The organism is Polaromonas sp. P1_F9 (genome assembly GCF_056405615.1).
The window spans coordinates 296,133-321,568 of the sequence record NZ_JBFUBT010000005.1 but is presented as its reverse complement, the minus strand read 5'-3'; the positions used below and the strand labels follow the sequence as shown (position 1 = coordinate 321,568).

21 protein-coding genes and 1 other RNA gene are annotated in these 25,436 nt (G+C 61.8%); 11 read left to right on the top strand and 11 right to left on the bottom strand.

Annotated elements, in window-relative coordinates; translation table 11 throughout:
• Positions 1 to 281: 281 nt before the first annotated feature.
• The 7 genes from AC1DYR_RS17280 to AC1DYR_RS17250 form a co-directional block, all read right to left on the bottom strand.
• A complete protein-coding gene (locus AC1DYR_RS17280) occupies positions 282 to 1,916 on the bottom strand; it encodes an NAD(P)-binding protein (RefSeq protein ID WP_477706188.1) in 1,635 nt (544 codons plus the stop codon).
• Positions 1,895 to 3,445, bottom strand: a complete 1,551-nt coding sequence (locus tag AC1DYR_RS17275) for a polyamine aminopropyltransferase (RefSeq protein WP_477706187.1) — start codon at positions 3,443 to 3,445, stop codon at positions 1,895 to 1,897. The genes AC1DYR_RS17280 and AC1DYR_RS17275 overlap by 22 nt, the downstream gene beginning before the upstream one ends.
• Before the next feature lie 51 nt (positions 3,446 to 3,496).
• A non-coding RNA gene (locus AC1DYR_RS17270) (sX9 sRNA) lies at positions 3,497 to 3,572 on the bottom strand.
• 58 nt (positions 3,573 to 3,630) lie between these two features.
• A complete protein-coding gene (locus tag AC1DYR_RS17265; RefSeq protein WP_477657291.1) occupies positions 3,631 to 3,852 on the bottom strand; it encodes a DUF350 domain-containing protein in 222 nt (73 codons plus the stop codon).
• Positions 3,853 to 3,900: 48 nt separating this feature from the next.
• A complete protein-coding gene (locus AC1DYR_RS17260) occupies positions 3,901 to 5,418 on the bottom strand; it encodes a DUF4178 domain-containing protein (RefSeq protein WP_477706186.1) in 1,518 nt (505 codons plus the stop codon).
• 120 nt (positions 5,419 to 5,538) lie between these two features.
• Positions 5,539 to 6,576: an SPFH domain-containing protein gene (locus tag AC1DYR_RS17255; protein ID WP_477706185.1), complete on the bottom strand. Its 1,038-nt coding sequence runs from the start codon at positions 6,574 to 6,576 to the stop codon at positions 5,539 to 5,541.
• A 307-nt stretch (positions 6,577 to 6,883) separates the two neighbouring features.
• Positions 6,884 to 7,999, bottom strand: coding sequence for a 5-methyltetrahydropteroyltriglutamate--homocysteine S-methyltransferase (locus AC1DYR_RS17250; RefSeq protein WP_477706184.1), 1,116 nt, complete (start codon positions 7,997 to 7,999; stop codon positions 6,884 to 6,886).
• A gap of 159 nt (positions 8,000 to 8,158) precedes the next feature.
• Here AC1DYR_RS17250 and AC1DYR_RS17245 point away from each other — a divergent pair, with 159 nt between their 5' ends.
• The 11 genes from AC1DYR_RS17245 to AC1DYR_RS17195 all read left to right on the top strand — a co-directional run bounded on the left by AC1DYR_RS17245 (position 8,159) and on the right by AC1DYR_RS17195 (position 19,671).
• Positions 8,159 to 9,253 carry an aromatic ring-hydroxylating dioxygenase subunit alpha gene (locus AC1DYR_RS17245; RefSeq protein ID WP_477706183.1) on the top strand — a complete coding sequence of 365 codons (1,095 nt, stop codon included), beginning with the start codon at positions 8,159 to 8,161 and terminating at the stop codon, positions 9,251 to 9,253.
• 17 nt (positions 9,254 to 9,270) lie between these two features.
• Positions 9,271 to 10,065, top strand: a complete 795-nt coding sequence (locus AC1DYR_RS17240; RefSeq protein ID WP_477670473.1) for a GntR family transcriptional regulator — start codon at positions 9,271 to 9,273, stop codon at positions 10,063 to 10,065.
• 111 nt (positions 10,066 to 10,176) lie between these two features.
• Positions 10,177 to 11,163, top strand: coding sequence for a PDR/VanB family oxidoreductase (locus tag AC1DYR_RS17235; protein WP_477706182.1), 987 nt, complete (start codon positions 10,177 to 10,179; stop codon positions 11,161 to 11,163).
• A gap of 257 nt (positions 11,164 to 11,420) precedes the next feature.
• Positions 11,421 to 12,593, top strand: coding sequence for an ABC transporter substrate-binding protein (locus AC1DYR_RS17230; protein ID WP_477706181.1), 1,173 nt, complete (start codon positions 11,421 to 11,423; stop codon positions 12,591 to 12,593).
• Positions 12,594 to 12,688: 95 nt separating this feature from the next.
• Positions 12,689 to 13,561, top strand: a complete 873-nt coding sequence (locus tag AC1DYR_RS17225; RefSeq protein WP_477706180.1) for a branched-chain amino acid ABC transporter permease — start codon at positions 12,689 to 12,691, stop codon at positions 13,559 to 13,561.
• The gene (locus AC1DYR_RS17220; RefSeq protein ID WP_477706179.1) at positions 13,562 to 14,536 is read left to right on the top strand and encodes a branched-chain amino acid ABC transporter permease; all 975 of its coding nucleotides are present in this window, start codon (positions 13,562 to 13,564) and stop codon (positions 14,534 to 14,536) included.
• The gene (locus AC1DYR_RS17215) at positions 14,533 to 15,312 is read left to right on the top strand and encodes an ABC transporter ATP-binding protein (protein WP_477706178.1); all 780 of its coding nucleotides are present in this window, start codon (positions 14,533 to 14,535) and stop codon (positions 15,310 to 15,312) included. The genes AC1DYR_RS17220 and AC1DYR_RS17215 overlap by 4 nt, the downstream gene beginning before the upstream one ends.
• The gene (locus AC1DYR_RS17210; RefSeq protein WP_477706177.1) at positions 15,305 to 16,021 is read left to right on the top strand and encodes an ABC transporter ATP-binding protein; all 717 of its coding nucleotides are present in this window, start codon (positions 15,305 to 15,307) and stop codon (positions 16,019 to 16,021) included. The genes AC1DYR_RS17215 and AC1DYR_RS17210 overlap by 8 nt, the downstream gene beginning before the upstream one ends.
• A 241-nt stretch (positions 16,022 to 16,262) precedes the next feature.
• The gene (locus AC1DYR_RS17205) at positions 16,263 to 18,593 is read left to right on the top strand and encodes an NADP-dependent malic enzyme (RefSeq protein WP_477706176.1); all 2,331 of its coding nucleotides are present in this window, start codon (positions 16,263 to 16,265) and stop codon (positions 18,591 to 18,593) included.
• Positions 18,594 to 18,849: 256 nt separating this feature from the next.
• Complete coding sequence (locus tag AC1DYR_RS17200) at positions 18,850 to 19,167, top strand: guanyl-specific ribonuclease (protein WP_477706206.1); 318 nt, start codon at positions 18,850 to 18,852, stop codon at positions 19,165 to 19,167.
• Between the two features lie 54 nt (positions 19,168 to 19,221).
• Entirely contained in the window at positions 19,222 to 19,671 is a 450-nt protein-coding gene (locus AC1DYR_RS17195; RefSeq protein WP_348050784.1) for a barstar family protein, read from the top strand.
• A gap of 266 nt (positions 19,672 to 19,937) precedes the next feature.
• Here the strand turns inward: AC1DYR_RS17195 and AC1DYR_RS17190 are convergent, their stop codons facing one another.
• From AC1DYR_RS17190 to AC1DYR_RS17175, 4 genes are all read right to left on the bottom strand, one after another.
• Positions 19,938 to 20,639 (bottom strand): glycosyltransferase family 25 protein, encoded by a 702-nt coding sequence (locus AC1DYR_RS17190; protein WP_477706175.1) that lies wholly within the window; start codon positions 20,637 to 20,639, stop codon positions 19,938 to 19,940.
• 18 nt (positions 20,640 to 20,657) lie between these two features.
• Positions 20,658 to 21,437, bottom strand: a complete 780-nt coding sequence (gene rsmA / locus AC1DYR_RS17185) for a 16S rRNA (adenine(1518)-N(6)/adenine(1519)-N(6))-dimethyltransferase RsmA (RefSeq protein WP_477706174.1) — start codon at positions 21,435 to 21,437, stop codon at positions 20,658 to 20,660.
• Between the two features lie 127 nt (positions 21,438 to 21,564).
• Positions 21,565 to 22,983 carry a peptidylprolyl isomerase gene (locus AC1DYR_RS17180; RefSeq protein ID WP_477706173.1) on the bottom strand — a complete coding sequence of 473 codons (1,419 nt, stop codon included), beginning with the start codon at positions 22,981 to 22,983 and terminating at the stop codon, positions 21,565 to 21,567.
• Entirely contained in the window at positions 22,976 to 25,432 is a 2,457-nt protein-coding gene (locus AC1DYR_RS17175; RefSeq protein ID WP_477706172.1) for an LPS-assembly protein LptD, read from the bottom strand. Before AC1DYR_RS17175 ends, AC1DYR_RS17180 begins: the two co-directional genes overlap by 8 nt.
• Positions 25,433 to 25,436: the final 4 nt, after the last annotated feature.

Genomic DNA, 25,436 nt, shown 5'->3' with positions numbered 1-25,436 from the left:
TCCTGTCTCCACCCCCTTGTGGATGCGCCGAGGAGCGGAGGTCCAGACGGATCAGGGCAAAAACTTGTTTGAGCGCAGCGAGTTGTTTTTGACCCCGGCTGGACCGAGCACCGCAGGTTGCCCGTAGCGAAGCGAAGGGACGCAGGAACCAGGGTCGCCTTTTCTTTGCTTACTTTCTTTTGGCGAAGCAAAAGAAAGTGAGTTGCATGCCGGGCAACCCCCGGCCAGCAACCCTCAGCAAAGAACACACCGCCGGAGCAACCCCCAGCCAAAAACAATACTCAAACCAAACCCGACCCCCGCCAATGCCCCTGCGTAAACGCCTCTTCAAACACCGAATACCCCGATAAATCACTGTGCGCAAAATGCAGCCGCTGCCAAGGCGCCTGCAAACGCCCTTGCAGCGCCCGCAAAGCCGCACTGCTGCGCACACCCGGCACCGGCGTGCTCATCGCATGGCCATAGCGCATGACCTCCATGCGCGTGACTTTGCCCGGCAAATCAGGATGCGGCACCGACAGCTCGGCCAGCACGCTGTCGCGCCAGTGCGTCCAGGGTTTCTCGTACAAAGTTTTGCGCCCCGCCGGTTCAATGCCGAAGGCGCGGTAATACGTGAGTGCCGTGGCGCCGGGCACGGCCTGCAGGCTCTGATGCATGGCGTCGACGTAACCCAGGCCTGCCTGCGCGGCGCTGTCTGATGCGTCCTCGCCGTAGATGACGTTGTCCCAGCTGGGTGCGGCACCGGGCCGGTCGTGCAGCGCGGCCTTGATGTGCAGGTTGGCCACCAGCCAGGGTGCGTAACGCAACTGGCCGGCGGCTTCGCGCAATGCGGGCGGCGGGCTTTCCACCACACGCACCGCCACAAACAGGGGCATGGCCAGGATGCACTGGTCTGCCTGCCAGCGCTCGACGGTCTGGGTGGCCACATTGAACGCATCGACCTCCACACCATGCCGGCCCGCAGCCACGCGGACCACGGTCCGGCCGGCGTACAGGCGTTCACCGAGCGGCGCGGCCAATTGGCGGGTAAGCCAGCCGTTGCCCTCCGGCCAGGTGAGCACACCGGCTTCGCGCTCCGCAGAAGCTGCGTCCCCGGGCGCCTGAAAACCATGCCGGCTGGCGAAGTAATGAATGCCGGCCCAGGCCGATACCGTATCAAGACCCGCGCCGTAATCGTCGCGGCAGCAATAGTCAAGGTACCAGCGCAGTGGCGTACTGGTGAGTTGCTGCTGGTCCAGCCATGCCTTGAACGTCACGGCATCCAGCGCGCGGTGTTGCGGTGCCAGGGGCACTCCGGCAACAGGAATCGGGAATGCGGCCGCAGACGAGGCCTGCTGCACCAGCACCGCAAAGCGCCGGTACTCGGCCAGCACGGCAGCATCCACATCATGCAGGGGCAGCAGCCCTTCCTGCCACTGGCCGTTGATGAACAGCCGCTCCTGCGGGCTGTGGCACAGGTGGCGTTCGTCATACACCCAGCGGCCGGCCACACGCTGGCGCAGTGAAAGTTCTTCGAGTAAATCCTGCACGTCACGCGCCGCATCCCCGGGCACCGGCAGGTAATGCGCGCCCAGCGGGCAGGGTACGCCGTTGACCAGGCCCGCGCGGCTGTTGCCGCCGGCATAGTCTTCCAGCTCCAGCAGCGCGAAGTCCTGCATGCCGCGCAGGCGCAGCGCACGCGCCGCCGCCAGGCCGGCGACACCGCCGCCGGCAATCAGTACGCGGGTGCGCCGGGTGAGGGAAGGGGCCGGCCAGGCACGGGCTCTGCCGGTCTCGTCAGGCCGAAGCAGATGGCCGCGCTCATGGTTCGCACCCACAAAACCGCCTTCGACGTGCGTGGCCTCCTTGCAGCCCAGCAGCGGGAGTGCAGAGGCGGCCAGGAAATCCCGGCGCTTCAATGCAGCACCTTGCCCCATTCCTGCTCGTAGCTGTGCACCAGTTCCTGATTGGAGAGCCGGTTGACCGGTGCCGGCACGCGTGCCATGTCCACCGGAAAGTCAAACAGCAAGGGCAAGGTTTGTGCATCCAGAAAACGCAGGCCGGCAGGCAGGGCGCCCCTTTGCGTCGTGGGGCTGAAAGGCCGCCGGCTCGCGACCACAAAACCCCATTCGCCAAAACTGGGCACATTGGCGTGATAGGGCGCCGCCTTGAGCCCGACGGATTCCAGCGTGCTCACCACCGTCCAGTAGCTGCGCCGCGCCACCAAAGGGGAAGTGGTCTGGATAACCGCATAACCGCTGGCCGAAAGGTGCTGGTCGAGCAGCGCGTAAAACGAGTTGGTATAGAGCTTGCCGATGGAAAAATTGGTCGGGTCGGGGAAGTCCACGATGATGATGTCGAACATGCCGGCATTTTTATCCAGCCACTGGAAGGCATCGGTATTCACGATGTGCACCTTGGGCGACAGCAGCGCGTCGCCGTTCAGGCGCTTCAAGGCGGGCTGCTGGCTGAACAGCTGCGTCATGGCCGGATCCAGCTCTACCAGCGTGACGCTTTCCACACTGGGGTATTTCAGGACCTCACGCACCGCCATCCCGTCGCCGCCGCCCAGCACCGCGACTTTTTTCGGTGCGCCGTGCGCGCTCATCACGGGGTGCACCAATGCTTCGTGATAACGGTATTCGTCGCGTTCGGCGAACTGCAGGTTGCCGTTGAGGAACAGGCGGTGGCCCCCGCGGCCGTTTGTCACCACGATGCGCTGGTAGGGCGTGGTGGCGGTAAAAATCACACGGTCCTGGTAAAAATGGTCTTCGGCCAGTGTGGTGATCTGGTTGGCACCCACAAAGCCGGCGCCCAGCACGCACAAGACCCCCAGGCAAGCCAGGGCATGCGACTTGACATGCCGCAGCTCATGGCGGAACAGCCACAGCGCCCACACCGCGACGGCCGCGTTCATGAGGCCGAACAACAGGCCGGTGCGTATCAGGCCCAGATGCGGCACCAGCACCAGCGGAAATGCCAGCGACACGGCCAGCGCACCCAGGTAGTCGAAGGTGAGCACCTGCGACACCAGCTCCTTGAGCGCCACATTACGCCGCAGGATGCGCATGACCAACGGAATTTCCAGCCCCACCAGCGTGCCCACCAGCAGCACCATGGCGTACAGCAGGAAACGGAAAGCACCGGGCACATAGGCATTCGCCAGAAAAAGCGTGGCCGGCAACGCACCGCCCACCAGCGCCACCATCAACTCAATGCGCAAAAAATGGGCCGGCAACTGCCGCTCGAAAAACCGCGACAGCCACGAACCAATGCCCATGGCGAACAGGTAGCTTCCGATGATGGTGGAAAACTGCAGCACTGAGTCGCCCAGCAGGTAAGAAGCCAAAGCCCCCGCCGCCAGCTCATACACCAGCCCGCACGCCGCCACCACAAAGACGCTGGCCAGCAGCGCGACCTCAAGGGGGCGCGGTGTGGCAACGGCGGAGGGGGATTTAGTGTTCAAAATGAAAGGCCGGTATGCGTGAATGCGATGCGAAGCGAGCCGAATCACTACGGCGTCAAGGGCGTAGCGAGCGAGCTGCGGGCAAGGCGGACGGCGCACAGGAACCGGAATGTACCTGCGGGTACATGAGGATTCCGAGCACCGGCCAACGCCGCCCCCAGTTCGCGCAGTAGCCGGGAACGAGCCTAGCCGTGGATGGCGGCGGCTACTATTACGCAGATGCCCAACGCCATCGCAGCAACCACCAGCGCCAACGCCATATTCTGCTTTTCGACAATCTCCAGCCACAGGTCGTACGGCGTCATTTTGTCAATGATGACAAAGCTCAGCCAGAAGATGATCACGCCGATCAGCGCGAACAAAATCGAGCCGAGGAAAGCGGCGGGTTTAAGCCATTCAAGTCCCATGATGTTCTCCAGAAAAAATCTGCCAGGTTGAATAGAAAGGGGCCGGCTTCATTTATGGCCGCCTCCGCCGGAAAATCCACCGAACGAGCCGCCTGAACTGCGCGAGCTGCTGGACGAAGAGCAATTCTCGACATTCGGGTCGCAGCGCGAACAGCGCGCGACCAGCAAAAGAATCAGCAGGATCAACAGCACCACCACCACGATGGTGCCGCAGCCCATGCCCGACGCGCTGCTCAGGGGCTTGGCATCCGTGCGCTTGAAGAGGTCTTTTTTGCCTTCAAGCTTGAAAGCCCTGGCGATCAGTTCGCCGTCCTGCTTGCTGCCGCTGGACCAGGTGACTTCTTTCGGCGCCTCTTCCTGGGACAGCAGCGCGCTGCCGCTGGCGAAATCGCGGTTAAAGGTCTTTTGCCCGCGCTGAACCTGCCAGTAGAACTCGCCGGCGGCATACGTCGTCTCGGCGCGGTAGCTGCTTTGCAGGCTGTAGGTGGTCTTGAGGTAGGTGGCGCTGTCGTCACCCGTCTTGAAGGTGGGCGCGCCGGTCAGGGGCTTGACCAGGCTCCAGCCGTCGGTGGCGTCCACCAGGAAGATAAAGCCGCGCTTGCGGTTGTAGAGCAGGTATTCATCCCAACCGAAGTGCTCGTCCGGGTCCTCGGGCTCGTACCCCATGCGGTGCTGGAACCCGACGACCTGCCATTGCGTGCCCAGCAACTGGCCCGTGCTTCCGAGTGCGATCAGCGGGGCAACCGGTTCGTCCTGGATCGCATGCTGAAGCGCCGCGCCTGTGCCCTGACTCAGGTCGATGAGGCTGTTGCAGGAGCGGCAGGTGATGCTTTTGCTGCTGGCCAGCGTGACCGCTACCGTCGCGCCGCAGTTGGGGCAATTGAACTGCTTGCCGCTTTCATCTTTGGCGGATTCATCCTTCAGACCAGCCAGCTTCAGTTCGTCAAGCAGCACCGAACGGCCCAACGACAGCGCCGGTGCGCCGCCACCGGATGCCGTGCCGTAGTCAACACTGAGAACATCGCCATCCGTGCTGCGCAGTTCGACCACGGCAAAGGGCACACCCAGCGCCGGCAGGCGCGGCAGCTCGCCCTGAGCCGACAGCAGCATGACGCTCTCGTTGGAGGCCACACTGAAGGGCTTGGCGTTGATCGCCGTGGTGGCGCCAACGCGGAAATTTTCTGCAGGCGGTACGGCGCGCTGCAGGCTGGTGGGCCGGCTGAAAACATAAGCGCCGTTGTCTTCGCTCAGGAAGGCCGCACTGCCGTCATCCAGGATGGCGTACCACTCGGTCCAGGTTCCTTGAGCGTACTTGTATTGCAGCCGGCCGACCAGCGTGAAGTTGTGGCCCTGCCAGACCCCGGAAGCCTGCAGCTGCAGGGGGCTGAAGTCGTTGAACAGTTCGGCCATCTTGCCGATGCGCGACAGCGTGTCACCATCGCGCACGACAGTGCTCTGGCAGTAGCCGCACACCGCATGGGTGGACTGCGCGCTGCGGAATTCAACAGGCGCGCCGCAGCCGGGACACGGCGCGCGGTAGGCGCGTTGCGAGTTGATTTCAGTCACAGCGGCAGCAGGTCAGCGCCAGTCAGAGGACCCGCGCAGCGAAGGGCCGCCCCGAGCAAGCGACGGCCCCCTCGGAGGGCAGCGACCCACACGAAGTGGGAAAGCGTGGGGGCCACATTCTCAGACCAGTTTTTTTAGCAGCTCGGCCTTCTTGGCGTCGAACTCTTCCTGTGTGAGGATTCCCTTGGCCTTGAGTTCTCCCAGCTTCTCGAGCGTGGCCATGACATCGTCGGGCTTGACCGCCGCAGCCGCGGCAGCCGAAGCCGCCTGGGCTGTGTTGCCCTGCAAGCCCTGCTGCAGGTTTTGCGCCAGCACCTGGCCCAGCGCCACACCGGCCCCCAGGCCCATGGCGTCGCCGGCAATGCCGCCGCCCGACCCGGCACCCTCGGCGAACTTGGGAATGGCCTGTGCCGTCTGGTACTGCATGAACTTGCCCATGTCGTTGCCGACCATGCCCATGCCGATTTTCTGGTCGAGGATTTTTTGCAGCTCTTCGGGCAGCGAGAGGTTCTGCACCGTCATGCCCTCGAGCTTCAGGCCGATCTTGGCAAATTCGGGCACGAGCTGCGCCGCCAGCGCCTGTGCAAACACGAGCTGGTTCGCGGCCAGGTCGAGGAAGGCAATGTCGCTGGCTGCAATGGCGGCGGAAATGTTCTGCAGCACCAGGCCGCGCAGCTGTCCGTCAAGGTCGGCCGTGGTGTAGCGGTCGCGTGTGCCTGAAATTTCGGTGTGAAAAAGCTTGGGGTCGGCGATACGGAAGTTGTAGTTGCCGAAGGCGCGCAGCCGCACGGCACCGAAGTCCTTGTCGCGAATGGTGATGGGCTGGGGCGTGCCCCACTTCTGGTCGATCTGCTGGCGGGTGCTGAAGAAGTAGACGTCGCTCTTGAAGGGAGACTCGAACAGCTTGTCCCAGTTCTTGAGGTAGGTCAGCACCGGAACGGTCTGCGTCGTCAGCTTGTACATGCCGGGACCGAAAACGTCAGCGATCTTGCCCTCGTTGACGAAGACCGCCATTTGCGATTCGCGCACGGTGAGCGAGGCGCCGTACTGGATCTCCATGTCAGCCATCGGAAAACGCCAGGCCAGTGTGCCGTCGTCGTCCTCGGTCCACTGGATGATGTCGATGAACTGTTTCTTGATGAAGTCCATTAAGGCCATGGCGCGCTCCCTTGAGTGGTTGTCGGGCAGATGATACCTGCAGGAAATGACGCGATGTTGCGCCGCAGTTAGCGGCGGTAGAGCCTCACCTCCAGCGCCAGCTATGAAGCACTTAGGGGCCCATCAATTGGCCGCGTCTTTAGAAGATTACTATCATTAATGACGCGTCCATCATCCTTAGCTATTCGAGAAGAACCCGATGACCGACATGGTCCGCACCAGCGAGACGTCCCGGCTGGGGGCGTCGCCGCAGGCAGCGCAGCGGCACGGCAAGGCGGCGCAACAACAGGAGGGGTTTGTGAGTGGCTCAGGCCGAGCCCCACACCTCCCGCGCAGTCTCGACCACCAGGCGCAGCTTGTTGCGTTGCGCTTCCACGGCGATGTTGTTGCCGTGCACGGTGCTGCTAAAGCCGCACTGCGGTGACAGCGCGAGCTGCTCCAGCGGCGCGTATTTCGCGGCGTCTTCAATGCGGCGTTTCAGGTCGTCCTTGCTTTCCATTTCACCGAACTTGGTGGTGACCAGGCCCAGCACCACGGTCTTGCCCTTGGGCAGGTAGCGCAGGGGTTTGAAGTCGCCGCTGCGGCTGTCGTCGTACTCGAGGAAATAGGCGTCCAGGTCCATCTCCTTGAGCAGCGCCTCGGCCACCGGCTCATAGTTGCCGGCCGCGGCGTGGGTGCTCTTGAAGTTGCCGCGGCACAAATGCATGGCCAGCGTCATGCCGGCGGGCTTTTGCGCGACCACCTTGTTGATGAATTTGGCGTAGCGGTGCGGCAGCTCATTGGGGTCGTCGCCGCGCTGGCGCGCTGCTTCGCGCATTTTTTCGTCGCACAGGTAAGCCAGGTTGGTGTCGTCCATCTGCACATAGGTGCAGCCCGCCGCGGCCAGGCTGCGCAGCTCGTCGCCGTAAGCTTTCGCCACGTCGTCATAGAAAGCCGGGTCGAGCTCAGGATAGGCCTCCTTGCTGATGCCGGCGCGGCCGCCGCGAAAGTGCAGCATGGTAGGCGAGGGAATGGTGACCTTGGGCGTGTTGCCCGCACTGACCTGGCTTTTGAGGTACTGGAAGTCGGCGAGCTGGATGTCCTTGACGTGGCGCACCTTGTCAATCACGCGCATCACCGGCGGCGCCAGCTCCATGCTGCCGTCGGGCCGCTGGATGGTGACCGGAATGTCGGTCTTCACGCCGCCGATCTGCTCCAGGAAGTCGATGTGGAAATAAGTGCGGCGGAATTCGCCGTCGGTGATGCTTTTGAGGCCCACGTCTTCCTGGAACTTCACGATCTCGGTGATGGCCTGGTCTTCGACCTTGCGCAGTTGTTCAGGCGTGATCTGGCCCTTGGCTTTTTGCTCGCGGGCCTCCAGCAGGTACTGTGGGCGCAGAAAGCTGCCGACATGGTCATAACGGGCGGGTAATCTGGCGGTCATGGGAAGGTCTCCGTAGTTGGCAAATCAGGATTTCACTGGAACAAGCTCTCATGGTATTCCAGCAAAATAGCCCCTCACTGAATACATAAACTCCGTATTTACCCCGAATTTCTCTATTTTTCTTGGTTTTTTTCCTATTTATGTATACATTAAGTATCCATGAATTCCCAAAAATCGACTTTTCCCCTGAACGCCTGGTATGCCGCCGCCTATGACGTGGAGGTGGGCCGCACGCTGCTGGCGCGCACGATTTGCAAGCAGAAGGTGGTGATGTTCCGCCGCACCGACGGCCAGGTCGCCGTACTGGAGGACGCCTGCTGGCACCGGCTGCTGCCGCTGTCCATGGGTACGCTGAACGGCGACGAGGTGACCTGCGGTTACCACGGACTGGTCTACAACGCCCAGGGCCGCTGCACCCACATGCCCAGCCAGGAAACGCTGAACCCCTCGGCCTGCGTGCGTTCCTTCCCAGTGCTGGAAAAACACCGCTTTGTCTGGATATGGCCCGGCGACCCGGCCAAAGCCGACCCGGCACTGGTGCCCGACATGCACTGGAACGACGACGCAGACTGGGCGGGCGACGGCAAGCTGATCACCGTGAAGTGTGACTACCGTCTCGTCGTCGACAACCTGATGGACCTGACCCACGAAACCTTTGTGCACGGCTCCAGCATCGGCCAGCGCGCCGTGGCCGAGGCACCCTTCGTGGCCACGCATGGCGACCGCACCGCCACCGTCACGCGCTGGATGGAAAACATCGACGCGCCGCCTTTCTGGGCCGGGCAGATCGAGCATGCGCGCGGGTACAGGGGCAAGGTGGACCGATGGCAAATCATTAAATTCGAAGCGCCCTGCACTGTGAACATCGACGTCGGCGTGGCCGAAGCCGGATCAGGCGCGCCACCCAAAGACGGCCAGCCGGGCGACCGCAGCAAGGGCGTCAATGGTTTTGTGCTGAACACGGTGACGCCAGAAGCAGACGGCAGCTGCCACTACTTCTGGGCTTTCGCACGCAATTACTGCCTGGGTGAACAGCGCCTGACGCACCAGCTGCGCGAGGGCGTGGCCGGCATCTTCCGCGAGGACGAACATGTGCTGGAGGCCCAGCAGATCGCCATCAACGAACACCCGGACCACCAGTTCTACAACCTCAACATCGATGCCGGCTCGATGTGGGCACGCCGCCTGATAGACGGACTGATCGCGAAAGAAAAACCACCGGCGCCTGTCATCGCTATCCGGCTGGCGGCCTGAAGCGGGGATCATTTTTTATGCGCACCACAATCAATGCTATCAATTCAGTAGCTGCCGGCGCAGATTCTGACAGGGGTACAGGCCAAAACAGCCTTGAAAGTGCCCAGGTGCGGGCGCAGCTGCAGCTCCGCGAGATGATCCTGGCCGGCGAGCTGCCCGGCGGCGCGCGCATTGCCGAGCTGTCCATCGTTGAAAAGCTCGGCTTCTCACGCACACCCATCCGCGCGGCACTGATGCGGCTGGAGCAGGAAGGCCTGCTGGAGTCGCTGCCCAACGGGGGCTACGCCGTGCGTACGTTTTCCGAACGCGATGTGTCCGAAGCGATCGAACTGCGTGGCACCATCGAAGGGCTGTCGGCGCGGCTGGCCGCCGAGCGCGGCGCACCTACCGTGGTGCTGAACGAAGCCCGCGAATGCCTGGGAAAGATTGATGCGGTGCTCAGCCAGCCTGCGCTGGACGATGAAGCTTTCTCTTCCTACGTCGCGCTGAACGAGCGATTTCATGAACTGCTGGGTGAAATGGCCGGCAGCAGCGTCATTGCCAAAGAACTCGAACGCGTGTTCAGCCTGCCCTTTGCGTCGCCTTCGGGTTTTGTGGTGGTGCAGGCCAATTCCCCAGGCGCGCGCGACATGCTGGTCGTGGCGCAGGACCAGCACCGCCAGGTGCTCGACGCCATTGAGCAGCGCGAGGGCTCGCGCGCCGAAGCGATCATGCGCGAGCACTCACGCCTGGCCCAGCGCAACCTGCGCGCCGCCGTGGCCAGCCACAACCTGGACCAGATGCCCGGCGTGCGTCTAATTAGAAAAAAATGACCCCCCGAAGCGGCCTGCGGCCGCCTCCCCCCAAAGGGGGGCGCCGCCTGTGGCCCGGCAAAGCCGGTTCCACGGCGGCCCTGAATTGAAGAGATCACGGAGAACTGAAGAATGAGAGCCAACGCTACCTGGACCGATGCAGTCATTGAGTCCTTCTGTGACCTCACGCCAACCGTGCGTGAATTCATCATTCGGCCCACAGACAGTGCCCAAGGCGTGCAGCGCCACGAACCTGGCAGCCACCTGCAGGTGCAGCTGCTGGTGGACGGCAAGCCTGAACTGCGCTCCTACTCGCTGGTCGGCGAACCCGACGGGCAGACGTATCGCATCGCGGTGAAGCGGCTGGACGATGGCCGCGGCGGCTCGCGCGCGATGTGGCGGCTGGCCGCCGGCGACCGGCTGCAGCTCAGCGGGCCGCGCAACCATTTTCCGCTGGACTTCAACGCGCCAGCCTACCTCCTGGTGGCTGGCGGCATAGGCATCACGCCGCTGCTGGGCATGGCCCAGGCGCTGGCCAGCCGCTGTGCGCAGTCGGGCCGCCCGCTGCGCATGCTGTATGGCGTGCGCAGTGAATCTGAACTGGCTTACGGCCAGGCCCTGCGGGCCAGCCTGGGCGAGCGGCTACAGGCGGCGGTCGACGCGCGCATCGATTTCGCCGCCGAGATCGCGGCATTGCCGGCGGGCGCGCAAATGTACGTCTGCGGTCCGGTGCCCATGCTGGACGCCGCGCGCCATGCCTGGGAGGCCTCGGGCCGGCCAGCGACTGACCTGCGTTACGAGACCTTCGGCAACAGCGGGCGGTATGCGCCGCAGGCTTTCCGGGTGCTGATTCCGCGCCACGCGCTGGACATCACCGTGCCGGCCGGTTGCAGCCTGCTGGACGCGCTGGAGCAGGCGGGCGTGGAAGCGGTGTCCGACTGCAAGCGCGGCGAATGCGGCCTGTGCACGCTGGACGTGCTGGCGGTGGACGGCGAGATCGACCACCGCGACGTCTTTCTGAGCGAGCACGAGAAACAGCAAAACACGCGCTTATGCGCCTGTGTCTCGCGCGTGGTCGGTTCGGTGACGCTGGATTCTTCCTACCGGCCCGACGCGTGAAGGGGACAACTTGTGTGCGATCACCGGGTCATGCGCGCGATGATCGCACAATCGACCGCGAACCAACAGTGACCCCGTGAGCGGCAACCCACACAATGAAGCCATGGAGGGCATGGCCGATGTGTTCACATATCGAACATTTGTGCTGATACCGCACTCATACTAGACTCGCACCGGTTTGCAACCCGATGCCGGCAACCTGAACTCCGCCGCGTTTGACGCAGCAGCAAGAACTGAAAACCACCCAGGAGACAAGCATGAAAAAACGTACCTTCCTCACCGCCGCCGCGCTGTCGGCCGCGGCAATTGCCGCCGCCCCGGCATTGGCCCAGGACAACACCTTCAAGATTGGCCTGATCCTGCCGATGACGGGCCAGCAGGCCACTACCGGCCGGCAGATCGAGGCGGCCGTGCGGCTTTACATGGCGCAAAACGGCGACACAGTGGCAGGCAAGAAGATCCAGCTGATCGTGAAGGACGACACCTCGCTGCCGGACACCACGCGCCGCCTGGCGCAGGAGCTGGTGGTCAACGACAAGGTCAACGTGCTGGCGGGCTTCGGCATCACGCCCTCGGCCCTGGCTACCGCACCCATCGCGACGCAGTCCAAGACGCCCATGGTGGTGATGGCGGCGGCGACGTCCAGCATCACGCAGGCCTCCCCCTACATCGTGCGCAGCAGCTTCACGCTGCCGCAGGTTTCGGTCGCGCTGGCCGACTGGGCGCCCAAGAACGGCATCAAAAAAGTGGTCACGCTGGTGTCCGACTACGGCCCCGGCATTGATGCCGAAAAGTTCTTCAAGGACCGCCTGACCTTCAACGGCGGCCAGGTGACCGACGCGCTGCGCGTGCCGCTGCGCAATCCCGACTTCGCGCCCTTCCTGCAAAAAGTGCGGGACAACAAGCCCGATGCGCTCTTCGTCTTCGTGCCCTCGGGCGCGGGCGCCGCGGTGATGAAGCAGTTCCTTGAGCGCGGCCTGGACAAGGCCGGCATCCGGCTGATCGCCACTGGCGACGTGACGGACGACGACCAGCTCAACGACATGGGTGACGGCGCGATCGGCGTCGTGACCTCCCACCACTACTCGGCGGCGCACCCCTCGGCCATGAACAAGAAATTTGTGGAGGCCTTTGCCAAAGCCAACAAGGGCCTGCGCCCCAACTTCATGGCCGTGGGCGGCTATGACGGCATGCGGGTAATTTACGAAGCGCTCAAAACCAGCAAGGGCCAGGGCGGCGGCGACGCGCTGCTCGAAGCCATGAAGGGCCAGCTCTTTGAAAGCCCGCGCGGCAAGATATTCATCGACGCACAGACACGCGACATCGTGCAGGACGTCTACCTTCGCAAGGTCGAGAAGAAGGACGGCCAGCTCTACAACGTGGAGTTTGACGTGATCAAGGACGTCAAGGATCCCGGGAAGAACAAGTAACCCCCCGAAGCGCCGCTTCGCGGCGCCTCCCCCCTGCTGGGGGCAACCTCTGCGGCCCGGCAAAGCCGGTTCCGCGCCGTTTCTTGCGAAGACAAATGCTCACGCTCCTTTTCGACGGTATCGCTTACGGCATGCTGCTGTTCATTCTGGCGGTGGGCCTGGCGGTGACCATGGGGCTGATGAATTTCATCAACCTCGCGCATGGTGCTTTCGCGATGGCCGGCGGCTACATCACCGTACTGCTGATGCAGCACATCGGCGTGCCTTTTTTGCTGTGCCTGCCGCTGGCCTTCGCCGGCTCGGCGCTGCTGGGCGCTGTACTGGAGCGCACGCTGTACCGGCCGCTGTACAACAAGCCGCACCTGGACCAGGTGCTTTTTTCGATCGGCCTGGTGTTCATGGCGGTGGCCAGCGTCGACTACTTCGTCGGCTCGACGCAGCAGATCGTGCAGCTGCCCGAATGGCTCAAGGGCCGCACCGAGATCGGCAGTGGCGCCTGGATGCTGGGCATGGGCCACTACCGGCTATTCATCATTGCGGTGTGCGCTGGGCTGACGGTAGGCCTGCAATACGTGTTGACACGCACGCGCTTCGGCAGCCGGCTGCGTGCCTCGGTGGACGACCAGCGCGTGGCGGCCGGCCTGGGCATCAACGTCAACCTGGTGTTCCTCTCGACCTTCGCCGTCGGCTCGGGCCTGGCTGGCCTGGGCGGCGCGCTGGGCGCCGAGGTGCTGGGCCTGGACCCGAGCTTTCCGCTCAAGTTCATGATTTACTTCCTGATCGTGGTGGCCGTGGGCGGCACCACGTCGATCACCGGGCCGCTGCTGGCCGCGCTGCTGCTGGGCATTGCCGACGTGGCGGGCAAGTACTACATCCCCAAGCTGGGGGCCTTCATCGTTTACAGCCTGATGATCGCGATCCTGATCTGGCGGCCGCAGGGTCTCTTTGTGCGCAAGGGCGGCAGATAAATGAACACTCAAACGTCTCTGCTTAAAAACAGCCGCTGGAAGCTCTGGGAACCGGTGCTCTGGCTCGCCGCCTTCGCCGCGCCGGTGCTGATGCCCAGCCACGCGTCCATCATCAATGAGATCGCCATCGTCGCGCTCTTCGCGGTGTCGCTGGATCTGGTGCTGGGTTACACCGGCATCGTCTCGCTGGGCCATGCTGCTTTTTTCGGCATAGGCGGCTATGCGGCGGCGCTGTTCGCAAAGCTGGTGATGCCCGACCCGCTGGTGGGCCTGGCGGTGGGCATCACCACCGCCACGTTGCTGGGTGCTGTGTGTTCACTCACCATCCAGCGCGGCAGCGACCTGACACGGCTCATGGTGACACTGGGTGTGGCGCTGATTCTGCTGGAACTGGCCAACAAGCTCGACTGGCTGACCGGCGGCGCCGACGGCCTGCAAGGCGTGGTGATGGGCCCGCTGCTGGGCCGCTTCGAGTTTGACCTGTCGGGCCGCACCGCCGCCTATTACTCGCTGGCCGTGCTGCTCATTTTGTTTGTGCTGATGCGTCGCCTGGTGCATTCCCCACTGGGCGCGACTCTCAAGGCGATACGCGACAACCGCCTGCGCGCCATGGCCATTGGCATTCCGGTCGCTTCACGGCTGGCCGTGGTCTACACGGTGGCGGCGGGCGTGGCGGGTGCCGCCGGGGCGCTGCTGACGCAGACCACCGGCTTCGCTTCGCTGGACCTGTTCGAGTTTCATCGTTCGGCCGATGTGCTGCTGATCCTGGTGGTCGGCGGCGCCGGCTGGCTGTATGGGGGTGTGGCCGGGGCGATTGTGTTCAAGCTGATGCAGGACGCGCTGTCGTCCATCACACCGCAGTACTGGACCTTCTGGATAGGCCTCTTCCTGGTGGTGCTGGTGCTGGTGGGGCGCGAGCGCCTGGTCCGACCCTGGACATGGTTGCCCAAGCGCCAGCGCGGAGGCCAGCCATGAGCGCGGCGCCGAACAGCGACGCGGTGCTGTCCGCGCAAGGGCTGGTGATGCGCTTCGGTGGCATTGCCGCCACCAACAACGTGAGCCTGAACCTGCGTCGCGGCGCGCGCCATGCGCTGATAGGCCCGAACGGTGCGGGCAAGACCACGCTGGTCAACCTGCTGACGGGCGTGCTGCAGCCAACCGAGGGCCGCATCCTCCTCGACGGCGAAGACATCACGCGGCTGGCGCCGCACCAGCGCGTCAAGCGCGGGATGGTGCGCACCTTCCAGATCAACCAGCTCTTCGATTCGCTCACGCCGCTGGAAACGCTGGCGCTGACCGTATCGCAACAAGCGGGGTTCGGCGCGAATTGGTGGCAGGCGCTGGGACGCAACCGGCGCGTGGCCGAGCGCTGCGAACAGTTGTTGGAGCAGTTTCACCTGACCGGGGTGATGGACCAGCCGACACGCATGCTGGCCTACGGCAAGCGCCGCCTGCTGGAAATCGCCGTGGCGCTGGCCTGCGAGCCGCGTGTGCTGCTGCTCGACGAACCCGTGGCGGGTGTGCCGGCCGGCGAGCGCGAAGAACTGCTGCAGACCGTGGCCGCACTGCCCGCTGACGTGTCGGTACTGCTGATCGAGCACGACATGGACCTGGTGTTCAGCTTCGCCACCACCATGACGGTACTGGTCAACGGGACGCTGCTGACCGAGGGCACGCCCGAGGAAATCGCGGCCGACCCTCAGGTCAAGGCGGTCTATCTGGGCCATGGCGAAGAGGTGGCCCATGGCTGAGCTGCTCAAGGTCGACAAACTGCGCGCCGGTTACGGTGAGGCGGTGGTGCTGCACGAGGTGTCGTTTGTGCTGGGCGAGGGACAGACTCTGGCGCTGCTGGGCCGTAACGGCACCGGCAAAACCACGCTGATCAACACTCTGGCAGGCGCGACGCAGCAGCACGGCGGCGCCATCTCGTTCGGAGCGGGCGCATCCATGGTCGCGTTGCACCATTTGCCTTCGCACGAACGCGCGGCAGCCGGCATAGGCTGGGTGCCGCAGGAGCGCAATATCTTCAAGTCGCTGACGGTGCACGAGAACCTGACGGCGGTGGCGCGCCCGGGTAAATGGAACCCCGAAGGCGTGTACGCCATGTTCCCGCGCCTGGCCGAGCGAAAGGCCAATCTGGGCACGCAGCTGTCGGGCGGCGAGCAGCAGATGCTGGCTGTGGGCCGGGCGCTGGTACTCAACCCGAAGCTGCTGCTGCTCGACGAACCGCTGGAGGGCCTGGCGCCCATCATCGTGGAGGAGCTGCTGCGCGCCATACGCCGCATCACGCGCGAAGAGGGCCTGAGCGCCATCATCGTGGAGCAGCACCCGCAGGCCATTCTGGCGATCTCCGACAGCGCCGTGGTGCTGGACCGCGGCATGGTGGTCCACACCGGAACGGCCCAGGCGTTGCGCGAGCAGCCCGAGCGCCTGGACCATTTGCTGGGTGTTGCGCGCTGAGCGGCGCAGGCCCGCCAACCTGGCTTTTTTTATTTCGCGCTTAAAGCGCTCAAAAAACGGCTACGCGCCGCCATCGTGAATGAGCTCCACGGCAAAGCAGCTTTCTGTGCTGAAAAGTCAAAAGCAATACACCTTTTTGCGTAGATTCACTTACTAGGGTTTTCCCCTCCGACGGCCTACAATCGCAGACCTTACAAGAAATTGACGGTCGACCCGACCGTTTCCGCTGGAGACCTTGCTGATGCCGACACCCCCCACCGCGACGCCCAATAGCACTGACGCCAATCGCGAAGAAAAACGCGCCGAATTGCGCCTCGCCGCGCTTGAATACCACGAGTTTCCGACCCCGGGCAAGATCGCCATCGCAGCGACCAAACAGCTGACCAACCAGCGCGACCTGGCCCTGGCTTATTCGCCAGGCGTCGCTGCACCTTGCGAAGAAATTGTCAAGGATCCGAACAACGCCTTCAAGTACACCAGCCGCGGCAACCTTGTGGCTGTCGTGACCAACGGCACAGCCGTGCTGGGCCTGGGCGACATCGGCCCGCTGGCCTCCAAGCCGGTCATGGAAGGCAAGGGCGTGCTGTTCAAGAAGTTCGCCGGCGTGGACGTGTTCGACATTGAGATCGACGAAAAAGACCCGGCCAAGCTGGTCGACATCATTGCTTCGCTGGAGCCGACCTTCGGCGCCATCAACCTTGAAGACATCAAGGCGCCCGACTGTTTTTATATCGAGCGTGAGCTGCGCAAGCGCATGAAGATCCCGGTCTTCCATGATGATCAGCACGGTACCGCCATCACCGTAGGTGCGGCCGTCCTGAATGCGCTCAAGGTTGTCGGCAAAGGTCCGGGCCAAGTCAAGCTCGTGACGTCCGGCGCGGGCGCGGCCGCCCTGGCTTGCCTGAACCTGTTGCTCAAGCTGGGCATCCAGCGCGAAAACGTGTTCGTGACCGATCTGGCCGGCGTGGTCTATGAAGGCCGCACCGAGCTGATGGACGAAGACAAGATCCAGTTCGCGCAGAAGACCGATGCACGCACGCTTGCCGACGTCATCGCTGGAGCGGACATCTTCCTGGGCCTTTCCGCCGGCGGTGTGCTCAAGAAAGACATGGTCGCCAAAATGGCCGCCAAGCCCATCATCCTGGCGCTGGCCAATCCCAATCCCGAGATCACGCCGGAGGACGTCCGGACCGTGCGCGACGACGCCATCATGGCGACCGGCCGCACCGACTACCCGAATCAGGTCAACAACGTCCTGTGCTTTCCCTACATCTTCCGCGGCGCACTGGATGCCGGAGCATCCACCATCACCATCGAGATGGAAATCGCGGCCGTACACGCCATTGCCGAGCTGGCCCAAGCCGAACAGAGTGAGGTCGTGGCGGCCGCCTATGTCGGTGAGAAGCTGGCGTTCGGGCCCGAATACCTCATTCCCAAGCCTTTCGATCCGCGCCTCATGATGAAGATCGCGCCCGCCGTCGCGCAGGCGGCGGCCGACAGCGGCGTGGCCCTGCGGCCCATTCAGGACATGAACGCTTACCGCGAGCGGCTGCAAAGCTTTGTCTACGCCTCGGGCACGGTGATGAAACCGATTTTCGCGGCCGCCAAGGCCGCCAGCCGCAAGCGTGTGGCCTATGCCGAGGGCGAGGAAGAACGCGTGCTGCGTGCCTGCCAGATCGTGGTGGATGAAGGGCTCGCTCGCCCGACACTGATTGGCCGGCCTGCCATCATTGCCCAGCGCATCGAAAAATTCGGCCTGCGCCTGAAGGAGGAGCTCGACTACGACGTGGTCAATGTCGAGCAGGATCATCGCTACCGCGATTTCTGGCAAACCTATCACCGCCTCATGGAGCGCCGTGGTGTGACGGTGCAGATCGCCAAAATCGAAATGCGCCGCCGCCTCACATTGATCGCTGGCATGTTGCTGCACAAAGGCGATGTGGACGGGCTGATTTGCGGCACCTGGGGCACGACGGCCCATCATCTGGACTATCTGGATCAGGTCATCGGCAAGCGCGAAGGCGTCAATACCTATGCCTGCATGAACGGCTTGTTGCTTCCGGGGCGCCAGGTCTTCCTGCTCGATACGCACGTCAACTGCGATCCGACTGCGGAGCAGCTCGCGGAGATCACCACCATGGCGGCCGAGGAAATGATGCGCTTTGGCATCAAACCGAAGGCGGCTCTGCTGTCGCATTCGAATTTTGGCTCTTCCAACCTGCCCAGCGCCCTGAAAATGCGCCGCACGCTGGAGTTGCTGCGCGAAAAAGCGCCCTGGCTTGAGGTTGATGGGGAAATGCATGGCGACATGGCACTGGACGCCGATGCGCGCGCCCTCATCATGCCGAACAGCACTCTGACGGGTGAGGCCAACCTTCTGGTACTGCCCAATATTGATGCAGCGAACATTTCCTACAACCTGCTGAAAACAGCGGCGGGTGGCAATATCGCTATCGGTCCGGTTTTGCTGGGAGCAAACAAACCCATGCACATCCTGACCGCTACGGCAACGGTGCGCCGTATTGTCAACATGACCGCACTGACGGTAGCGGATGCCAATGCGAGTCGATAAGCAAAAATTAGATAGCTAGCACTAACTTAGTGTGTCAATGACCCCTCTCTTTACTGCCTAAATTTTCAGCATCCACTTGCGTTTTTTAGCCACATGCGGCAAACTACCTCTCTTGAAATTTAAGGGTTAACCCGAAAAATCGGTGGGTAACTCTGGATTCGAGAAAAAGGTTTTTTTCATGTTGCGCAATGGGTGGGCGGCCAAAACGGCCATGTTGCTGGTTTTGGCAACCGGTCTGGCCGGGTCAATCCCCAGCATGGTGCAGGCAAAGGACCAGGTTCCAATCGGGACTATAGCGACGGTCCAATTGCCCCCCCAAGGACGCGACTTGATGGTGCTGATCTACCAGGGCGGGCCTTTCAAGCATGAAAAGGACGGCGTGGTGTTTGGGAACCGGGAACGACTTCTACCGGCTCAAAGTCGCGGTTACTACCGTGAATACACCGTCAGAACGCCCGGTGAGCGCAGCCGGGGAGCCCGGCGTATCGTTTGTGGTGGCTTGAAACCTGTCGCACCGGATGCCTGTTATTACACCGACGATCACTATGCGAGTTTTCGCAAAATCGTTCAATAAATTGAACTGTGATCGTTATTTTGAGTTTTTGACTTAAGAGAAAGAGTAGCGGAGATGGATACACCACTTCGTCGGGACAACGAAACGCCTTTGCGCAAGGACGGTGAAACGCCCTTGCGCGGCGTACGTCCCAATATCGTTCAATCCATACGGGCCTTCCGGGTGCAAGACCTGCAGGATGCCGCGACACATTTAAACCAGCATTTCCTGTACGCCAACCTGGGCAACGCCCAGAGCAAACAGGACGTGCTGGACATGATTGCGGCGCAGTACACCTTTCCGGCGCATTTCGGCAAGAACTTCGATGCGCTGTATGACTGCATGACGGACCTGGTCCACAAGTCAGGCCCGCAGCCCGGCTTTATTGTCGTGCTCGAGCAAATTCCGGCCAATGCCAAATTTGACAAGGAAGCGCGCGAGCAACTGCTCGACATCTTCCGGGATGCCTCTGATTACTGGGCGGATCGCAAGATACCGTTCAGATGTTTCTATTCTTTTCTGTAGCCCGCTCCCCAGACATTGGCCAAGGGGATCGGGCGAATGAGGCCCAGCAAGCAACCGCAGAAGGCGAAGAAGTCATGCCGACCGACAAATTGGTCGACGTATCGCCACTGGCGTTGCGCATGAGCAGCCCGTTTAATGCGGGTTACTGGCTGGCAGCTGCCTGAAAAAAGGCGCTCCGTCCAGTTTACAAAAAGCCCGCTTGATGCGGGCTTTTTTACGTCAAGTCGAAAGTTGAAGACAACAGCTGCATTCGACAGCGCCGCAACTTAAAACATGTAGTAAAGAATACGGTGAAAGTATTTGCTGATATCAATCGGGATGCGCACCAGCATCAGTTGAAAACGCGCGATGCCGGACAACTGTGGTCGAGCCCGATGGCCGATCTGCGTGTCGGTTCCCGCCTGGCGAACCGGATAGGGCAACAAGGCATAGGTATTGATACCGTGTAAATGCCTCGCCTCCATAAAGTCGTCAACGGCCATGTAAAACCGCACTGATCGCCGTATCAACTCCGCGGCCTCTTGCGGTCCCAGCACATAAGCAGCCGCGCCAGAAGGGTCACCCCAGTACCTGGCATAAGGTGTGCCGCTGATGAATTTGTGTCGCTTCTCAAAAACGCCTGCGAGCCTGACCATGGGATACGGTGCCAATTCAAGCTGGGCGAGCAACGCTGTACTTAGGGCGGAAATTAATACGTCATCTTCCAGCACCAGACATTTTTCGCCTTGAGCCTGCACTGCTCTCCATGCATCCCTATGCGCCAGAAAACAGCCGACCTCCCCAGGCGACATGCCATAACCATAACGAGTTAAACGCATGCTTTCGCTATAGCCGACCTCGGCCAGTCGTCCCGGATCAACCCGCACACCATCAATCAGGCTATAGCGCAACCCTAGCGCCATCATTTGCCGGTCAATGCTCGCTCGCCTGGTGGTCGCCTCGGGAAGTGAGATGACAAAGATCTTCATATCAGGTGTGCCGAACAGCTAATTGTGCAGTTGCGCTACGCTCTGCGCCAGGGCCACATACTCGGTCACCGCGACTTCTTCCGCGCGCCGCTGGACCTCAAATTCCCCACCGAACCCATGGCTGTCCAGCCACTTCCCCAAGGTGTGACGCAGCAACTTGCGGCGCTGGCTAAAGGCAACCTGTACCAGCTCACTCAGGAGTTTGACATCCAGCACCACAGGTGCCGCGCGCGGCACCATGCGCACCACGGCGCTGTCGACCCGCGGCGGTGGATCAAAACTTTGCGGCGGCACGAACAGCACGTTTTCCATCGCGTAGCGCCACTGCAGCATCACGCTGAGCCGGCCATAGTCACCGGTGGCAGGCTCAGCCACCATCCGGTCTATCACTTCCTTTTGCAGCATGAAGTGCTGGTCTTCTATGACCTCCACGGCATCCAGCAAATGAAACAGGATGGGTGTGGAAATGTTGTAGGGGAGATTGCCGACCACCCGAAGTTTTTGCCCTTGAGCACAGGCAGTTCGCGCCAGCTCGCGGACATCCACTTTCAACACGTCGGACTCAACCACGGCAAGCTGGGGATGCAGCCGCAACTGACGGGCAAGATCGCGGTCCAGCTCAATGACCGTCAAGTGCCCCACTCGTTCAACCAGGGGCTGGGTCAGCGCAGCCAGCCCAGGCCCGATCTCCACCATGGCCTGCCCGGGACGTGGAGCAATCGCCCGCACAATCCCCTCAATGACGCCTTGGTCCGTCAGGAAATGCTGGCCAAAACGCTTGCGTGGAATATGTTTCACATTGAGGGCGACCTAAAGCCGCCGGACTGGCATACAAACAGGGCTGAGGTTTTTTGGAGAAGTCACCCGGAAAGTTGACGCGCCCACGCAGCACGAATGGAGCCTGAAGGAAGGCCTGAGGCGATCTTCACAGCTGCGGTGCGTCACGGTACTCCACATAGGCGCGGCCCCGAATCTCCTGGATCCACAGCGCATAGGCTTCGTTTTGCTTTTTCTCGCGCAACACACCGCGTGCCATCTCCCGCTGTTCACGTTGCGATAGCTGGGTCTCGCGGCGTTCAAGTACCTGAATAAGATGGACGCCAAAACGGGATACCAAGGGATCCGAGATCTGATTGGGCGCCAGGCCGTTCATGACTTTCTCGAACTCTGGCACAAACATGCCGGTGCTTGCCCAGCCGAGATCACCGCCTTCCTTTGCGGAGGCATCGTCGCTACTCTCGCGTGCGAGTGCCGCAAAATCTGCCTGTCCGGCCTGGATGCGTCTTTTAAAACCCGCCAGCTTCTCCACTGCGGCGGCTTCACTGAGCTGCGGCGTCAACCGGAGCAGGATATGCCTGGCATGGGTTTGTGCCACCATCATCCCTGGCATGCCGCCTTGCCTTTTTTCGATAACTTTGAGGATGTGAAATCCCGCGCCGCTTCGAACCGGACCCGCGAGGCCCCCCGCCTGCAATTTGCTTGTCGCCTCAACAAAGAGATCTGGATAGCGGTCTGCAGTCCGCAGCCCCATCAGGCCACCTGAAGCGCGCGTGGGAGACGCTGAGACTTCGGCGGCCAGGGCCGTGAAGTCAGCACCATTGCGGGCACGGTCCATCACCTGCTGCGCCTTGGCTTGCAGTATTGCAACCTGATCGGGCGTGGCATTTTCCGGTACAGCCACCAGAATTTCCGCAAGATTGAGGGCCAGCGAGGACGATGGAGTGCCACCTTCCTGATCACGCAGAAATTGGTCGACTTCCTGCTCCGTAACCGTCGCACGCGCCTCCAGTTCTCGCTGGCGCAGGCGGCTTACCAAAAGCTCGTCCCGCAACTCCGAGCGGAACTGGGCATAGTCAATCCTGTCCGCCTTCAGGCGGTTACGAAGCTCGTCGACCGTGATCTGGTTTTGGCTGGCAACGGTCTGGACCGCGGCTTCGACGGCGTTGTCATCGACTCGCAGGCCCGAAGTGCGCGCCATTTGCAATTGTGCCTTGTCGCTGATCAGGCGCTCCAGAATTTGTCCGACCAATTCGCTTCGCGGTGGCACCGTCGCGCCCATCTGAAGCATTTGCTGCTCGGTACGGATCAGCTTGCTGCGAACCTCGTTGTTGGTAATCGGCTCGGAATTGACCACCACAACAATGAAGTCAGCCTGCCGTTGCGCGCTTCCCTGCGCCCCTGCAGTCCGGGAGCCGCTGGCCGCATCAGGCAGGCGCAATGTACCGGACGGCCGCAATCCCTGGGCCTGTGCGCCTGCCATCAGAACAATCGACAATGCCAAGGCCGTCGTGGCGGCTTGAGCGGGATTCAAAAAAAATCTTGAGACGACGCGGTTATTAGTCATAAGTAGTAAAGCGGCTTGGCGTGCTGGTATTCTCACGCAGATATTGGTAACGTGGAACATTCGACTTCAGGGTTTCCAGAGGGTTGGAACCAAGGCGCGAAAATCCCACCAGTTCAAGCTGGAACAAAATCCTCGTATCAGCGCTCCCGGTCCCGGTTTGAGAGCGCTGCAGCACCACGCGCCCTATCCAGCAACAGCCATCGTATTCAACACCGATGATCGAGTCGACCAGTTTTTTGTCCAGCACGCTGTAATTCAGGCGCCCAACGGCATAGTAACGGCCGCCTCCCTGGCCCTGCCCGGCGCCCAGGTCTTTTCCCTTGTCGCCCCATAAATCATTGATGGGCCACTGCCAGCCCACGTCAATTTGTTCACTGACATTGCGCTGGCGACGGAATGCGGCGCTGATAACACGGTAATTGCTGGGGTTGTAACGCACGCCGATCGACGTCCGCTCGGACTGCCTGGTTTTCGGGTTGTACTGGACTGTGCCGTCGAAGGACCACTGCGGCACCCAGTTGACGGACGCACCGACCAACAAGTCACTGATGCGATCAGTGACCGGCAGCGCCCCCGGCAAGGTCACTTTCTGATCCTCGAAGCGCAAGCGCTGCGCAATACCGACACGCACGGCTTCGGCACCAGTCGCAGGATCCAGCAGTCGCGAGGTAACCCCCAGAGTCAACAGATTGGCGTCTGAAATGCGGTCATTGCCGACAAATGCGTTTTCGGTAAAAACCGTGGCGAAGTTGAAGTCGTTGGACCCTGAGTCGTAGTTCGGCAGCAGGCTCTGGTCGCGATAGGGTGTACGCACATAAAAGGCCCGCGGCTCCAGTGTCTGGGTAAAGTCCCGACCCAGGAACCCGGCGTTACGCTCAAACTGCACACCACTGTCCAGGCTAAAGGTGGGCACCACACGCGACGCCGTTGTTGCACCATTGGGCAATGCAGAATCAAATTTATAACTCGTGGCATGCAGCTGCACTTTGGGGGTGATATACCCGGCAGGCAACAACCAGGGTCGGCTCAGTTGCAGTCGCGTGAATGCCCGATCACTATTGGGCTGGTTGGTCAGCTGGCGATTCGCGGAAAAACGGGTGAAGTCGCCCTCCACAGACCAGTCAAAGCCATTGCCCAGTCCCACCACGGGCGCGTCCACACGGGTGTATGCCGCTGCAAACTGGGGCAGACGGTCGTAGGGCGGGATGATGGGTGAAGTGACATCCTGCAGAGTCTGCCACTTGAGCGTTCGCACGGATGAAGAAAAGAACCCACGATTCCATGACAAACTCGCATCTTGCGGCAGAAGGCGCTGGGTCGTTGCACCCCTGAGAGTCGGGAAGTCGCGCCAATAATCGTTGTCACTCACCCGGTTCAGGTTGAGGTTGATACCCAGATCACCCACGGAAGACAAACCGCTGCTGATGGCGCCGGCGTGCTGATAACTGTAGGACCAACGGTCGCGGTTGCGCAATTTGTCGCCGGGAAGGAAATTTCCCCGCAGCTCGCCTGTGTACTTCGGCTCCAGGTAACGAAATTCGCCGGCAAGGTCCACCCCGCGTTTGGTCAAAATTCCCGGTGAAAACGTAGCATCCCGATTGGGCGCAATATCAAAGTAATAGGGCTGCCGATACTCAAAACCGTTCACCGAACCCATGCCGACCGTGGGCGGCAAAAGGCCCGACTTGCGCTTGTCACTCAATGGAAAACTCACCCGGGGGAAGCCCAAAATGGGTACATCCTTGAAACGCACAACCGCCCCATTGGCAACACCCACTTCTCGCTCGAGGTCGAACTCGAAACTCCTGGCGCTCAATACCCACGAGGGCTCCCAGCTGGCCTCGTCATTGCGCTCGCAGGTGGTATAGCTCGCGCGCTGTGCAGTCAGGTTGTTTTCATCAACGAAATCGACCCGCTCGGCCTGTCCGTTGCCCCCATTGCTGAGGAAACGGTAAGTCGGCGTGTTGAAGAAGCCTTCAAACCGGTCCAGCTTGATCTCGAGTTCGGGGCCTTCAAACCTGTTGCCGGCGCGGTTGATACGGACATTGCCGCGGCTTTTAAGCTGGTCTTCGGGCTGGTAGTACTCGATACGGTCTGCTCGGATGGCGGTAGAACCGCGGCGCAGTTCCGCATTGCCGTCAATCACGGTCTCCAGATCGGGGCGGCCGGAAATCCGGTCGCCAAAAACAAATGTGGGCCCTTTGTTCTGCGGGTCGCTGGAAACCTGTTCGGCCAGCTGGGCTGAAGACTTGAGTTTCGGGGTATCGCCTGCGGGCCCGCCCGCAGGTGGGGCAGCGGAAGCTCCCTGCTGGGGAGCAGTTGACGCAGCCGGAGTTTGGGCGTGCGCCGTCCCGGCACCCGTCATCCCCAGTGCTGCGCAAACCACCAGCGTGGAGACAGCTTGAGCTATCGGGGAAAGAATAAAGGGCGAAGGGGATGCGCGGCGCATCGTT